The organism is Actinophytocola sp. NPDC049390, assembly GCF_044466355.1.
Classification (GTDB): Bacteria; Actinomycetota; Actinomycetes; order Mycobacteriales; family Pseudonocardiaceae; genus Actinophytocola.
In genome coordinates, this window is the sequence record NZ_JBITMQ010000036.1 from 1 (window position 1) to 14638 (window position 14638).

11 protein-coding genes and 2 tRNA genes are annotated in these 14638 nt (G+C 70.7%); 9 read left to right on the top strand and 4 right to left on the bottom strand.

All coding sequences use genetic code 11. The annotated features are described in order from the left end of the window. Nucleotides 1-252: 252 nt before the first annotated feature. From ACIBVP_RS45330 to ACIBVP_RS45355, 6 genes are all read left to right on the top strand, one after another. The gene (locus ACIBVP_RS45330) at nt 253-696 is read left to right on the top strand and encodes a hypothetical protein (RefSeq protein WP_396112762.1); all 444 of its coding nucleotides are present in this window, start codon (nt 253-255) and stop codon (nt 694-696) included. Nucleotides 697-783: 87 nt separating this feature from the next. Next, nucleotides 784-1938: a WXG100 family type VII secretion target gene (locus ACIBVP_RS45335; protein ID WP_396112763.1), complete on the top strand. Its 1155-nt coding sequence runs from the start codon at nt 784-786 to the stop codon at nt 1936-1938. Further along, nucleotides 1935-2354, top strand: a complete 420-nt coding sequence (locus tag ACIBVP_RS45340; protein ID WP_396112764.1) for a YbaB/EbfC family nucleoid-associated protein — start codon at nt 1935-1937, stop codon at nt 2352-2354. Before ACIBVP_RS45335 ends, ACIBVP_RS45340 begins: the two co-directional genes overlap by 4 nt. Nucleotides 2355-2503: 149 nt before the next feature. Continuing rightward, nucleotides 2504-3958, top strand: a complete 1455-nt coding sequence (locus tag ACIBVP_RS45345) for a hypothetical protein (RefSeq protein WP_396112765.1) — start codon at nt 2504-2506, stop codon at nt 3956-3958. 33 nt (nt 3959-3991) lie between these two features. Next, complete coding sequence (locus tag ACIBVP_RS45350) at nt 3992-5146, top strand: hypothetical protein (protein WP_396112766.1); 1155 nt, start codon at nt 3992-3994, stop codon at nt 5144-5146. 134 nt (nt 5147-5280) lie between these two features. Further along, entirely contained in the window at nt 5281-8133 is a 2853-nt protein-coding gene (locus tag ACIBVP_RS45355) for a BTAD domain-containing putative transcriptional regulator (protein ID WP_396112767.1), read from the top strand. A gap of 198 nt (nt 8134-8331) precedes the next feature. Here the strand turns inward: ACIBVP_RS45355 and ACIBVP_RS45360 are convergent. From ACIBVP_RS45360 to ACIBVP_RS45370, 3 genes are all read right to left on the bottom strand, one after another. Next, a tRNA-Glu gene (locus tag ACIBVP_RS45360) sits at nt 8332-8404 on the bottom strand. Nucleotides 8405-8449: 45 nt separating this feature from the next. Next, nucleotides 8450-8521: transfer RNA gene (locus tag ACIBVP_RS45365), tRNA-Gln, on the bottom strand. A gap of 54 nt (nt 8522-8575) precedes the next feature. Further along, nucleotides 8576-9391, bottom strand: coding sequence for an HAD family hydrolase (locus ACIBVP_RS45370; protein WP_396112768.1), 816 nt, complete (start codon nt 9389-9391; stop codon nt 8576-8578). Nucleotides 9392-9648: 257 nt separating this feature from the next. On the opposite strand from ACIBVP_RS45370, the gene ACIBVP_RS45375 reads away from it, so the two are divergent. Further along, nucleotides 9649-10890, top strand: coding sequence for an FAD-dependent oxidoreductase (locus ACIBVP_RS45375; protein ID WP_396112769.1), 1242 nt, complete (start codon nt 9649-9651; stop codon nt 10888-10890). 820 nt (nt 10891-11710) lie between these two features. Here ACIBVP_RS45375 and ACIBVP_RS45380 read toward each other — a convergent pair. After that, nucleotides 11711-12412 carry an IclR family transcriptional regulator gene (locus ACIBVP_RS45380; RefSeq protein WP_396112770.1) on the bottom strand — a complete coding sequence of 234 codons (702 nt, stop codon included), beginning with the start codon at nt 12410-12412 and terminating at the stop codon, nt 11711-11713. An 86-nt stretch (nt 12413-12498) separates the two neighbouring features. Between ACIBVP_RS45380 and leuC the strand changes: the two genes are divergently transcribed. Then, nucleotides 12499-13902 carry a 3-isopropylmalate dehydratase large subunit gene (gene leuC / locus ACIBVP_RS45385; protein WP_396112771.1) on the top strand — a complete coding sequence of 468 codons (1404 nt, stop codon included), beginning with the start codon at nt 12499-12501 and terminating at the stop codon, nt 13900-13902. 15 nt (nt 13903-13917) lie between these two features. Continuing rightward, the gene (gene leuD / locus ACIBVP_RS45390) at nt 13918-14517 is read left to right on the top strand and encodes a 3-isopropylmalate dehydratase small subunit (RefSeq protein ID WP_396112772.1); all 600 of its coding nucleotides are present in this window, start codon (nt 13918-13920) and stop codon (nt 14515-14517) included. Nucleotides 14518-14638 lie beyond the last annotated feature (121 nt).

Below are 14638 nucleotides of genomic sequence, written 5' to 3' on the forward strand. Positions count from 1 at the left end.
GTCGGCCAATCGGTTTCGACGGCCTCTGGGCGGAAGTGTAGGGGATGAACGGGTTTCCGGCCTCAGTAACTCCTGATTGGACCTTTCCGCCGCATCCCGCCGGAAGGCGTCCGCGTGGGCGGTCCCGATAGGACGGAGCCGCGTACCCGCGATCGACGGGTCGACCTCCTCCGCTCTAAAACTCACATCTATTGACGAAACCATGGCCGCGTTCTACCGTTAACTATCACTGGTTTTAGAAGGAGAGCTGTCATGGCAACCGATGCATCGAGGAGTTCGCGCCACCACCTGATCGATCGCGCACACCTGGCCGACCCCGGCTACCAGGCGTTCCTGGCGCTGCGGACCGTGTTCACCGTGGCCCCGATCCTCTTCGGACTGGACAAGTTCGCGAACCTGCTCGTGGACTGGCCGGGCTACCTGGCGTCGTGGATCGACGACATCGTGCCCGGCACCGCGCAGCAGGCCATGTACGCGGTCGGCGTGGTGGAGGTGCTGGCCGGCGTGGCGGTGGCTCTGGCGCCCCGGTTCGGCGGCTGGCTGGTCGCCGGATGGCTCGCGGGGATCATCGTCAACCTGCTGACCATTCCGGGGTTCTACGACGTCGCCCTGCGGGACTTCGGGCTACTGGTCGCCGCGGTGGCGTTGGCGCGCCTCTCGGTCCGCTACGCGCCTGGACGTACGGCAGGCGACTGACCCGGTTCCCCGAGACGGCGGGCAAGGTTTCCGCAAGGTCGCGCTCCTATCGTCGGCTCGCCAGCTGTCGACGACCGAGGAACCGCGATGACATCCCCGACCGATCAGTACGACGTTGACACCGAGGCGTTGCGGACGTTCGCCGACCAACTCGACATGCACGCCGACGTCCACTACTTCCGGATCGGGGAGCACGGCAGGACGCCGGAGCGGGTGCTCGGCGTGTTCAGCCCCGGTGAGCCGTGCGCGCCGATGGTCGGTGCCATGCTGCTGTTCCTCGACGACTACACCAGGTTGTGCGAAGCCGAGTTCGGCGCCTTCACCCGGCTCGCCGACGGCATGCGGCGTACGAGTTCCGCTCTGGACGACGTCGCGCTCCGGTACGACCAGCAGGAGGAGGCGAACGAGCACCGCCTGGCGCAGATCCACGTCTCGGATGCCGGACCTACGGGCGCGAACCCGTCCCAGTACGGGCCACGCCCAACCACCCAGCACACCCGGCGTCCGGCGTGGCGCCAGCCGAGGCACGACCCGCTGAGCCACCTCGAACACGTCGACATCACCAACCGCGGCGCCACGATCGGCACCCGGGACGACGCTGAGGAGCGGCTCAAGAAGCTGTCGCTGTCGTTGTCCGGGTGGCTCGACACGTTCGTCCAGAGCCTCACCGGCTTCAGCATGCTCAAGTCCTTCGTGATCCCGCTGATCGGGCCGTGGTGGTTGATCGAGGCCACGGGCAAGTACTTCTCGCAGAAGGCCGACGCGGTCGGGGACGTCGGGGCCGATCTCAGGACCGGCGGCGACCAGCTCACCACCTCGTTCTGGTCGGGCGCGGCGGCCGACGGCTTCGACCGGCACATCACGGTGGCGTCGGACGTCGTCGACAGCCACCGCGACACCCTGCGCGAGGCGGGCTCGTTGCTCGTGCGCATGGGCAGGACGCTGGACCGGGACGCCGAGGAGATCGCCGACGGCATCGAGGTGGTCATCGACCTCGCCATCGAGATCGCCTCGGGTGTCGGCCTCTACAAACGCGGGTTGCAGACGTACGCCGACTACCTCGCGGAGCTCGCCAAGGCACCACGAGACGTCCTCGCCCAGATCAAAGGGCTGTTCGAGGCGGTGAAGGACGTGTTCGAGACTGGCTGGCACCTCGCGGAGGCACTGGACACCCTCTGCGTCGACATCGACCCGCTCGTGAAGTCGGTCCACGAGCTCGACATCCCGCGGACCGACGGATGAACCGGCGCGCGGAGGTCACCGGCCGGCTCGACGAGCGGCTCGACCGACTCACGACGGCACTCGAAACGCTGGCGGAGGTGCGGGTGTCGGCGTCGTCGGCGGACGAGTCGGTGCGGGTCGAGGTGGACGCCGGCGGCCGGGTGGTGAGCCTGACGTTGTCCGAGGCGGTGCGATCGCGTCGGGCCGCGCGGACCAGCCGGGACATCATGGCGTGCATCGCGCGGGCGCGGGCGGCGACCGCGGCGGAGGTGCGTACCGCGCTCGTCGCCCGGTTCGGTCAGGGGGACGCACTCGCGGACGAGGTCGCGGCCCGGTTCGAGGGGCGGCCACCGGCCGGTGAGCCGCGCCCGCCGAAACCGGCCGGGGCGGACGACGAGCCGTTCGACATCGGCCAGGTCATGCGCCCCGCCACGTGACCAGCAAGCGCCGGTTCGCCTGCGCCTGCCCTGGAAACGTTGTGTCCCACCGAGGCCGCGGCGGACCGCCACAAGGTTTCGGCAAGGCCCCGTTGGCATCCTCGATGCTCGGATGTCGGCTCGGCAGGGGAGTGGCCAGGATGGGCGCGGTGGTCGTAGTACGGGGGCTTGCGGCGGCCGTCGCCGCGGTCGCCGTGGTCGGGTGCTCGACCGTGGTGCGGGATCCCGTCGCGCTTCCCGTCCGGCTGTCCGCCGAACTGCTGGAGATCGGCAACGGACTGTCGGTGGCGCCCGCCCTGCGCTACCGCGGTTCGCTGACTCGCGACGGTGAGCGGGCGCAGGTGGATGTCACGGTGTTGGCGCCTGGCGTCGTGTCGGGCACCGTGGCAGTCGGGGGGCATCGCGCCGAGCTCCTCGGTGCGGCGGACCGGCTGTTCCTCCGCGCGGCTCCGCCGTTCTGGCGGGCCACCGGAATGTCGGCGGAGACCGCTCCGCTGCTCGACGGGCACTGGGGAGAGGTCGAGCCGGACTTCCTCGGGGTCGACCAGCTCCACACGCTCGCGCAGGCCGAGCTGGGACCGTGGCTCCACACGCAGGTGCGTGCGCAGCGGGCGCGGGAGGACCTCGCCGGGTCGCGAGAGGACGTTCGCGGGCAGCCCGCGGTGCGCGTGCGGACGGACCGCGGGACGGTACACGTATCCGTCGCGCGACCCCATCGCGTGGTGCGGATCGACCACCGGGCCGGGTCGGCGACCTCGCTGGCGCTCGACGTCGACTACCTCGGGCAGCGGGACTCGGAAGCGCTGCGGGCGGCGATGGCGGCGAGCGCGGGTGGTCTGGGGAACGCCTACGCACTGCGACTCGGTGCCCGGATCGACCTGGCCGTCCAGGTGGAGTTCGGCACCGGCGCGACCATCCGGGGCACCGGCCTGGCGCCGAGTGACATGCGGGTCACCGGCGGCACCGTCCGGGCGAGCTTCTACGGCGAGGACAAGGCCGGCGCGGTGCTCGACCCGCCTCCGACCGGTGTGGATCCCCAGCTGAGGTTCACCGAGCTGGCGAGCTGCCAGACGACGCTGCCCCGGGCGCGGCCGGGGGAACGACTGCACGTCGAGTGCTTCGCGACATCCGCTGAGCTGACGAGATTCCTGCTCAAGCCGGCCCAGCCGAGCCCTCCGGTGCCGGTGCCGGACGCGTGGGTCGCACGGATGCGTGGGCTGGCGTTCGGCGTCGACGAGTCGACGGCGACGGCGCTGGCGGACGACCTCCGAGAGCCACTGTGCGAGCGCACCCCGCGGTCTCCGTTGGCGTGCACCGTGTCGGCATCCCGGCTTCCGATCCGGCAGCCGGGACTGGCCGAGGCGCTCGCGGACGCGATCAACCGGGCCATACAGGGCCAGACCGTCTTCCGCGGCGACGGCGCGACCTTCGACAACTCCGAGGGAGTCCTGCCGGCCGGGCCCGCGTACCGCAGCTGGGTCGTGGACGCTCCGGACGGCTCCGCTCCGGGGGTGCGCACGGTCGTCATCGCGGGCGACCCCGGCGAGCTGGAAGCCGTGTACTTCCGGGACTCCGCCACCGGCGAGTACGTCCGGGTGGTCTGACGGCTCGTGTTGCCCCAGGGAAGAGGTTCACCCATGCCCACAGTCCGCTTCCGCGTGGACAGCCTGACCCACCAACCCGGGCAGGCGGTCGCGATCGCCACGGGCGTCGTGCTGTCCGGCACGCCGGACGCGGGAACGACGTTGCGTGCCGGAAAGTCCGCGGCGGTACCGGTTCTCGCGGTGCACTCTCAGCTGGACCAGGGCAGGCTCGCGCTGGTCGTGCCTGCGCCGTCGGTCGCTCTGCTGCGGCCTGGCACGGTCCTGCGCGGCCGGACGTCCGACCGTCTCGTCGATCGCTGGGGCCTGCTGCTCGCCGGTGTCGCGGGCCTCGTCCTCGCGGTCGCGACCGCGACCGGCTCGTGGGTCTACAGCAACGTCATGGCGCCACGGCAGGGCCGGGTGGACGAGACCGAGGTGACCCTTGCCGATCTGGGCGGGTTTCCCGCGGTCCTCCCGGCGGCACTCGTCGTCGCAGGGGCACTGGCGGTGGTGGCGGCGCTGCTGCCCGGCCGGGCGCGGACCGTCGTCGCGGCGTTCGCGCTCGGTGCCTGCGCGTTGTCGGCGGCTGCCTTCGTCGTCGCGTCCGGGCGAGCCGTCCAGGCGAGGGCCGAGGCCGTCGAGGCGGTGTTGCGTGCGCGTGCCGGCCTCGGCCAGCCGGTGTGGCTCGTCTTCAGCGCTCCTGGCGCGGAACGTGCCGTTCTCGCGCTCGGTGTGCTGGCCGTGGTCTCGACGGTGGCGCTGAGTGCGGTCCGCGACGCGCGGCAGCAGGTGCTCGCGGGGGTCGTGCTCGGACTGGTCGCGGTGGTGGTGCCATGGGCCCGCCCGGCGGTTCCCCGCGGCGAGGAGGCTGAACTGGAGAGCCAGTGGCTGTGGTCCGCGGGTGGCGCCGGTGTGGTGCTGCTGGTCGTCCTGACGGTGGTGCTGGTCGTGGCGCCGGTGGCCGCGCTGGCCGCACGGCGGGTACCGCGCCCGGTGCTGATCCTGCTCGGAGCCGGTGTTCTCGCCGCCGCCATGGCGCCGTGGTTGCTGGGGGTCGAGACGGAGTTGGCAGCGCGAACTCCCGGGCTGGACCACCTGCCGCACGACAGCGGCGTGATCCGGCTGCTCGCCGAGATCGCCATGGTCACGATCGCGTTCGGGCTGTGGCGGTTGGGCTTCCGGAGAGGAGCGTCCCCGCGTCGCCGCTGACCACGGTGTTTCGGCCGTACCCGAATGTGCTTCCCAACGCGGTGTGACTTTGGTGCGATGGCACGCGCATCTGGCTCCAGACGGGCCGGCCGGGCGGTCGGTCCGCGTACGCGACCGGTCAGGGGGTACGTGGGGTGGCGCTGTCGTTCGGTCTGCTCGGCGACCTGGAGGTGCGCACGGGAAGCGTGCTGGTCCCGGTGGGGCCGCCGCGCCAGCAGAACGTGTTGACGTGCCTACTGGTGGACGCGAACCAGGTGGTGCCGGCGGACCGGATCGTCGAGCGCGTGTGGGGACACCGCCCTGCCGGCGATCACGAAGCCGTCTATCCCTACGTCTCCCGGCTGCGGCGCGTGCTGGGCCGGGAGGGCGACGCGCGCATCCGTCGGCGCGACGGGGGCTACGTGCTCGAGGTCGATCCGGCGGACGTCGACCTGCACCGCTTCCGCGCGCTGGTCGAGACGGCGCGCAACGTCGTCACCGCGGGACGGCGGCTCGCTCTGCTGGAGCAGGCGTGCGGACTGTGGCGCGGGGAACCGCTGTCGCGATTGGACTCGCCGTGGGCCGCGACCGCACGGGACCAGCTGCGGGACGAACTGCTGTCGGTGACGCTGGAGCGGCTCGACCTGGCCGTCGCGCACGGTGGGTGCGCCGAGCTGGTGGGGGAGCTGGCCGAGCTCGTGGAACGGTATCCGCTCGTCGAGCGGGTGACGGGTCTGCTGATGCGAGCGCTGCACGGAGCCGGCCGCAGAGCCGACGCGCTGGACCGGTTCCATCGCCTGCGCGCGGTGCTCGCGACGGAGCTCGGCATCGACCCCAGCGCCGAGCTGCACCGGATCCACCAGGCGGTGCTCCGCGACGAGGCGCCGCCGACGGGTTTGGCCACCGCCGCCCCGTGCTCCCTGCCCTACGCCATGCGGGACTTCGTCGGCCGGGCGGCGGACGTGGCGGCGGTCGTCGACGTCGCCGAGATCGCCGCCGACCGGCAGGGCGTCGCGATCTGCGCGATCAGCGGCATGCCGGGTGTCGGCAAGACGACGCTCGCCGTTCACGCCGCGCACCGCGTCGCGAACCGGTTTCCCGGCGGCCGGCTGTATCTGGACCTGCAGGGCCACAATCCTCGCGGCACCCCGCTCGACACCGTCACCGCGCTCGGCGACCTGCTGCGGATGGTCGGTGTGCCCGCGCAGGAGATTCCCGACGGCGCGGCGATGCGCGCCACTCGTTGGCGAACCACGACCGCGGGTTTGGACCTGCTGCTCGTCCTCGACGACGCGGTGTCCGCGGAGCAGGTTCGGGCGCTGCTGCCCGGTGCGCCCGGCACGCTCGTCCTCGTGACGAGCCGGCGCAGGCTGGTCGGGCTGGAGGTGACGACCGCGCTCGACCTGGACACGTTGCGTCCGGCCGAGGCCGTGCGGCTCTTCACCTCGGTGGTCGGCGACCGGGCGACGCGCGAACCCGTGGCGGTAGCCGACGTCGTGGAGTTGTGCGGCCACCTGCCGCTCGCCGTGCGGATCGCCGCGGCACGGCTGGTGCATCGTCCCTCATGGACCATTCAGGACCTGGTGTCGCGGCTGCGCTCCGAGGAGCGCGGGCTCGGCGAGCTGTCCACCGACGATCGTGGCGTCGCGTCGGCGTTCGCGCTGTCCTATCGGGACGTGGCCGAGCACGACCGCCGGGTCTTCCGCCTGCTCGGCCTGAATCCCGGTACCGACTTCGACCGCTACGCGGCCGCCGCTCTGTGCGACCTGCCCGTCGCCGAGGCCGAGGCGGCGCTGGAGAACCTCCTCGACGCCAACCTGTTGGTGCAACGGGTCACCGGCCGCTACCGGTTCCACGACCTGGTCCGTCGGTTCGCGATGGCGACCGGCACCGACGAGGAGCCCGCCCCGGAACGAGCCGCCGCCATCGGCCGCCTCCGGGACTACTACCTGGCCACCGCGGCGGCGGCGATGCGGACCGTGGAGCCGACCGAGCAGCGGATCGAGCCGGCCGTCGACCCGGTGCCCGCCATGCCCGCGCTGTCCGCCGAGGGGGTGGCCGAACGCTGGCTCGCGGTCGAGCGGCCGAACCTGGTGCACGTCGTGCTGAGCGCCACCGGCCGGCACAGCTGGCAGCTCCCGCACCTCGTCCGCGACTTCTTCTACCTGCACTCCCACTACGACGACTGGCTCAACACCCACAGCCACGCACTGGCGGTGGCGCGGGCGGCCGGTGACCGCAGGGCCGAGGCGGTCACCAGCGTCGGCATCGGCTTCGCTTACTACCGGGCAGGCCGTCTGGTCGACGCGCAGGCCGCTTACGAGCGGGCGATCGAGTTGCGGGAGGTGCTCGAACCGGCGCAGCTCGCCACCGCGTTGAACAACCTCGGACTCCTGCACCGGTCCCGGGGAAACCACCGGACGGCGATGCCCCTGCACCGGCGGGCGCGGGAGCTGTACCGATCGACCGGGCACCACGGCGGCGAGGCGTACGCGCTGTACGCGTTCGGGCTTTCCGTTGCCAGACTCGGCCATCTCGAGGTCGCGGCCGAGTTGCTGGAGGACGCACTCGAGCTGACCCGACGCAGCGGCCGCCGCTATGGCGAGGCCATCGTGCTCGGCGAGCTGGGCATCGTGCGGTGCACGCTCGGAGACCACGACGAGGCGGCGACCTACCTGGCGGAGTCGCTGGCGCTGAGCCGGGCGGTCGGACTGCGGTACTCCGAGATCACCGCACTGCGCGGTCTCGGCGTTCTCGCCACGGCCCAGGGCCGCCACACCGAGGCGATCAGCACCTTCCGGGACGCTCTGCATCGCGCCGAGGCGATCAACGAGCGTTCCCACCAGTGCGTGCTCCACAACTGCCTCGGCGGCGCACACCTCGCCCTGGGCGACCGCGCGCGGGCCACCGACCACTACGGCCGCGCGCTGGCGCTGTCCGAGGCGGTCGGCCTGCCAGGGGACCACGACCGCGCCGTCGCAGGGCTGACCGCGAGCGACGCTCCCTGAGGACCGGAAGGCGGCTTCCGTAAAGAGTTTGTCTTCGCCCACATAAACTTTGACCGAAGTGAGCCGCTTTTCAGCTTCTCGATATCCCCGCGCGAGGAATCCATGAGGCATTCCCCGTAAGCCCTTCCTGGGCACATCGGAGATGTCGCAAAGACGACTGCAGCGCGTCGACCTGGGTCAACGCGCTGCAGTCAAATGTAGCCCCGACGGGATTTGAACCCGCGCTACCGCCTTGAGAGGGCGGCGTCCTAGGCCGCTAGACGACGGGGCCTTGAACTAGAGGGAACTGTATCAGACGCGATTTCAGTTCTCTCTGCTGGGGTACCAGGACTCGAACCTAGACTAACTGAACCAGAATCAGTCGTGCTGCCAATTACACCATACCCCAACGCTGCTGGTCGCCAGCGGCCTCGCGGCCGCTCGATCAGCACCGGAGAAGATGTTAGACCACGCCCTCCCGGCACCGGAAATCGGCCCCGGCCGCGGCGGTCACGTCCGGCGTCCGGTACTCGCTGACCAGCAGTTCCGGCAGGTCGGCGAGGGTCTCGATGGTCTGGACGCCCGGCTCGGTCGACGGGTGGCCGCACGAGCGGGACAGCCACACGCCGTGGAGGCCGGCGTCCCGCGCGCCGATGGCGTCGGTCTCCAGGAGGTCACCGACGTGGACGGTCTCGGCGGGGCGGACGCCCATCCGCGCGCAGGCCGTGTGGAAAATCACCGGGTCGGGCTTCGCGGCGCCCAGTTCGCCCGCGATGACCAGGGTGTCGAAGAAGCGGGCGATGCCCAGGCCGGCGAGTTTGGCGCGCTGGTGGTGGCCGGAGGCGTTGGTGACGGCGGCGAGCTTGAAGCCCGCGGCGCGCAGCCAGTCGAGGCAGGGGACGGCGTCGGCGAACAGCTGCCAGGTGGTGTGCAGCTGGGTGCGCCGCCGTTCCTCGAGGGTGGCGACCAGGTCGTCGTCGAGGAGGGCGCCGAGGTCGGCGAAGAACGCCTTCGTCCGCGCTCGGTGCATGGCGTCGTAGGACAGTTCGCCCGAGACGACCCTGGCGACGTGTTCGTCGGTGGTGCGCTGCCACCTCGGCCACATGTCGTCGCGGCCGATGAGGTCGAAGAGCGCGCGCCGGGCGGAGCTCGTGAAGTCGACCAGGGTGTCGTCGATGTCGAGGCACACCGCCTGGATCCGCGGTGGCTCGTGCCCGGCCGCCAGTCCGGTCGCGTTGCGGTCGGAGGCAGCAGGAAACGGCACGAGCCCAAAGGTCATCAGCAGAGGTTAGGCCGCCCGGGGCACCCTTCGATTCGGCTAACGAGGTGATTGTGTGGATTCTGACTCGATTAAGTCAGCCGCTTGTGAGCCAGAGACGATTAAGCTGTATCGCTTTTCATCAGCGTGGTGTTACCGGGCTGTCAGAAACGACACGTGCGCGATCCCCGCCGTAACGGCGACTTCACCTTGACGTCGGTTCCCGCCGGGTGCATCCTGAAGTTATTCAACAAGAGGTGAATTTGGCTGGAGGGGTCATGGAACGGACCACGTGTCTGGTCGTCGGTGGCGGTCCCGCCGGGATGGTGCTGGGGCTGTTGCTCGCGCGTGCCGGCGTCGCGGTCACGGTGCTGGAGAAGCACGCGGACTTCCTGCGTGACTTCCGCGGCGACACCGTGCATCCGACGACGCTGGACCTGCTCGACGAACTGGGGCTGGGGGAGGCGTTCGCGAAGCTGCCGCAGAGCAGGCTCGAACGCGCGCAGTTGCCGACGCCGCGGGGGATGGTGCCGTTCGGGGACTTCACCCAGTTGCCCGGCAGGCACAACTACATCGCGATGGTGCCGCAGTGGGACCTGCTGGACCTGTTGGCGGACGCCGCGAAACAGGAGCGGACGTTCACGCTGCGGACGGAGACCGAGGCGGTCGACGTGGTGCGCGACCACGGCCGCGTGGTCGGCGTCGAGTACCGCACGGCGGCGGGCGAGACCGGCCGGATCCTCGCGGACCTGACGATCGCGGCGGACGGACGGCACTCGGTGCTGCGTGCCGCAACGGGTCTGAGGGTGCGCGACTACCCGACACCGATGGACGTCTGGTGGTTCCGCCTGCCGCGGCACGACAGCGACCCGGCGGGCGTGGTGGGCGTGATGAGCAGGCGGCGCGCGGTGATCATGTTGGACCGCAACGACTACTGGCAGACCGCGGTGCTGATCGGGAAGGGCTCGGACCCGGAGCAGCGGAAGCGACCGGTGTCGGAGATGGTCGCGGGCATCGCGGAGGTGGTGCCGTGGCTGTCCGACCGGGTGGACTCGGTGCCCTCGTGGGACGACGTGAAACTTCTCGACGTCCGCGTCGACCGGCTGAGCCGCTGGTACACCGAAGGCCTGCTGTGCATCGGTGACGCGGCACACGCGATGTCACCGGTCGGCGGCGTCGGCATCAACCTCGCGGTCCAGGACGCGGTCGCCGCGGCGCGACTGCTGGCGCCGCCGCTCGTGAGCCGCACCGTCACCACGCGCGACCTCGCGAAGGTGCAACGGCGCAGGCTGCTGCCGACGATCATCACGCAGGCCGGGCAACGGTTCCTGCACGCGAAGGTGCTGCGCCCCGCGCTGGCGGGCGACATCGAGATCGCGCGCGCGTCGAAACTGCCACTGCCGGTGCGGTTGATGACCCGGTTCCCGAAGCTGCGGCGCATCCCCGCATACGTCGTGGGACGCGGCTTCCTGCCCGAGCACGCACCGGCCTACGCGCGGCGGTTGTCCACAGGTAGGTGAGTTGTCCACAGCCCCCACCCGAACCGGCTTTTCTGTCACCCCCGACCGGTAGACTGGCATGGCGGGTGGCCCCCGGGAACGGGTGGGGCTTGAGGTTACGCACTGGGCGGACAATTATTCGCGTTTTCAAGGTCAGCGGCACGGCGCCCAGCGCCGGGAAAGTCGCTGTCGGGACGTGAGCCCGGAACAACCGGTGGGTCAACCTGGTTGTTCCCGGCTGCGACAAGGGCGGCCTGGTCGGCCCGCTTCGCGGGCCTCGGGTGTGCATCCGCTGGGTGCCGTGCTGCGAAAGGCGCTTTCCCGGCACCGGGCGCCGGTAACGCGCCGTTCGCGGCAACCCGCATGCCGCGAACGCGCATTTCGCGGCACCGCCCCGGGCGCTGCGCGCCCGGCCCGCGTAGCGGGCCGCTTTGTGCATGGCCGAGCTTGATCATTCGGCGGATCCGGGTTTGAGCGCCGCGAAAGCCGCTTATGGGACGTTGAGTGTCCCGAAAGCGTCTTGGGTTCAAGCCGGGCGGAAGCCCACAAAGACGGCCTGCCTGCCCTCCCGTCGACCTGGCGAAGCCCGATCACACCGGGTCAAGGGGCCAACAAAAAGCACCCCGCGCCCGAAACGCCGGCTCCTTGACGCGGTGTGATAGCCCGGAGGGAGGTCGACGGGAGGGCAGGCAGACCCATCCTCGCCAAATCTCAACACGCAAGAATCGGAATGCGCCCTCCCCGAGATCAGCCCGTCCGGCGAGGACAAGTACGCGCTAACGCCGGGTGTCCGAGTGGTCGCGCACCGACGCGTCCACTGGGAATGATCACTGTGGACGATCTAGAGCCGGTTCTGGAGCGCGTCCGCCGCGGCGAGGAGGTCCGCCGCCCAGCGTGCGCCGGGACGCCTGCCCATCCGGTCGATGGGGCCGGACACCGACACCGCGGCCACGACCTGACCCGACGCGTCCCGCACGGGCGCGGACACGCTTGCCACGCCTGGCTCCCGCTCGGCCACGCTCTGCGCCCAGCCGCGCCTGCGCACCTCCAGCAGCGCGCGCTCGCCGAACACCGCGTCCGCGAGCAACGTCCGCTGGGTGGCCGGGTCCGTCCACGCCGCAAGGACCTTCGCGCCCGAGCCGGCGGTCATCGGGAGGCGCGCGCCGACCGGAACGGTGTCGCGCAGGCCACTCGGCGGCTCCGCCGTGGAGATGCAGATGCGGTGGACTCCGTCACGCCGGTAGAGCTGCACGCTCTCGCCCGTGCGGTCCCGCAGCCGGGGCAGCACGCTGCTCGCCGCGTCCAGCAACGGGTCGACCGCGCCGCCCGCCAGTTCGGCGAGCGCGGCGCCCGGCCGCCACCGTCCGTCGCTTCCCCTGCGCAGCAAGCGATGCACCTCAAGGCCCACCGCGAGGCGGTGGGCGGTGGCGCGGGGGAGTCCGGTGCGCGTGCAGAGTTCGGCCAGGCCACAAGGCTCCTTGGCGACCGCCTGCAGGACCGCCATTGCCTTGTCCAGTACACCGATGCCGCTATGCTGTCCCACGTCTCGATATTAAGTTCCCGCTATATGGGATGTCCAGTGTTTCAGATCGTGGGAACCCAACTTCCGAAGTCGATGGGTGAGAAGGCATGGGAAAGACGCTTGCCGAGAAGGTATGGGAGCAACACGTCGTTCGGCGGGGGACCGGTGCCGAGCCGGATCTGCTGTACATCGACCTCCACCTCATTCACGAGGTGACGAGCCCGCAGGCGTTCGACGGTCTGCGCCTCGCCGGTCGTCCCGTGCGCAGGCCCGATCTCACCATCGCCACGGAGGACCACAACGTCCCGACGGTCGACATCGAGCTGCCGATCGCGGACCCCGTGTCCCGCACGCAGGTCGACACGCTCCGTGCCAACTGCGCGGAGTTCGGCGTCCGGCTGCACCCCATGGGTGACGCGGAGCAGGGCATCGTGCACGTCGTCGGCCCGCAGCTGGGTCTGACGCAGCCCGGGACGACGGTGGTGTGCGGCGACAGCCACACCTCGACGCACGGCGCGTTCGGCGCGCTGGCGTTCGGCATCGGCACGTCCGAGGTCGAGCACGTGCTGGCCACCCAGACGCTGCCGTTGCGGCCCTTCAAGACGATGGCGATCACTGTGGACGGGGAACTGCGCCCGGGCGTGACGGCCAAGGACGTCATCCTCGCGGTCATCGCGAAGATCGGCACCGGCGGCGGGCAGGGCTACGTGCTCGAGTACCGCGGCGCGGCGATCGAGAAGCTGTCGATGGAAGCGCGGATGACCATCTGCAACATGTCCATCGAGGCGGGCGCCCGTGCCGGGATGATCGCGCCGGACGAGACCACGTTCGCCTACCTGAAGGGGCGTCCGCACGCCCCGGCCGGCGATCTGTGGGACAAGGCGGTGGCGGCGTGGCTGGCGCTGCGCACCGACGACGACGCCGAGTTCGACGCCGAGGTGCGCATCGACGCGAGCGCGCTGACGCCGTACGTGACATGGGGCACCAACCCGGGCCAGGGTCTCCCGTTGTCCGAGCGGGTGCCCGACCCGGAGACGATCGGCGACGAGAACGAGCGCAGCGCCGCCGAGAAGGCGCTCACGTACATGGACCTGGCGCCGGGCACGCCGCTGCGCGACATCCACGTCGACACGGTGTTCCTCGGCTCGTGCACCAACGGCCGGATCGAGGACCTGCGCGCGGCCGCGGAGGTGTTGCGGGGCCGCAAGGTCGCCGACGGGGTGCGGATGCTCGTCGTGCCCGGCTCGATGCGGGTGCGAGCGGCCGCCGAGTCGGAGGGTCTGCACCAGGTGTTCCTGGCAGCGGGCGCCGAGTGGCGGCAGGCGGGTTGCTCCATGTGCCTCGGCATGAACCCGGACCAGCTCAAGCCCGGTGAGCGGAGCGCGTCCACATCGAACCGCAACTTCGAGGGACGGCAGGGCAAGGGCGGCCGGACCCACCTGGTCTCCCCGCTCGTCGCGGCCGCCACGGCCGTCCGCGGCACCCTGTCCTCTCCCGATGACCTGGCCTGAAAGGGGCAAACGACGATGGAAGCCTTCACCACCCACACCGGCGTCGGGGTGCCGCTGCGGCGGTCCAACGTGGACACCGACCAGATCATCCCCGCCGTGTACCTCAAGCGGGTGAGCCGGACGGGTTTCGAGGACGGTCTGTTCTCGGCCTGGCGTCAGGACGACCAGTTCGTGCTCAACCTGGAACCCTTCCGGGCGGGCAGCGTCCTGGTGGCCGGGCCGGACTTCGGCACCGGGTCCTCCCGGGAGCACGCCGTCTGGGCCTTGTCCGACTACGGGTTCCGGGTGGTCGTCTCGTCCCGGTTCGCCGACATCTTCCGTGGCAACGCGGGCAAGCAGGGGCTGCTGGCGGCCCAGTGCGAGCAGGCGGACGTGGAGGTGCTGTGGAAGCTCCTGGAGAACGAACCGGGCACCGAGGTGACCGTCGATCTGCGGGACAAGACGGTGCGGGCCAAGGACTTCACCGCTCCTTTCCAGATCGACGACTACACCCGTTGGCGGCTGTTGGAAGGGCTCGACGACATCGCTCTCACACTGCGCCACGAGGCCGAGATCGGGTCTTTTGAGGCCTCAAGGGAACCCTGGAAGCCGACTACTACTACACTCCCGTCCTGAGGCCATCGAATAGCAGCCACGCAACGAAATCCGACACTCCGCCAGGGGAAATCGGGCGAGTCGCGTGGAAAAAGTGCCGAGTTAGGCATACGGTGGCCAGAAGTCGGCCGGATTGGCCGAG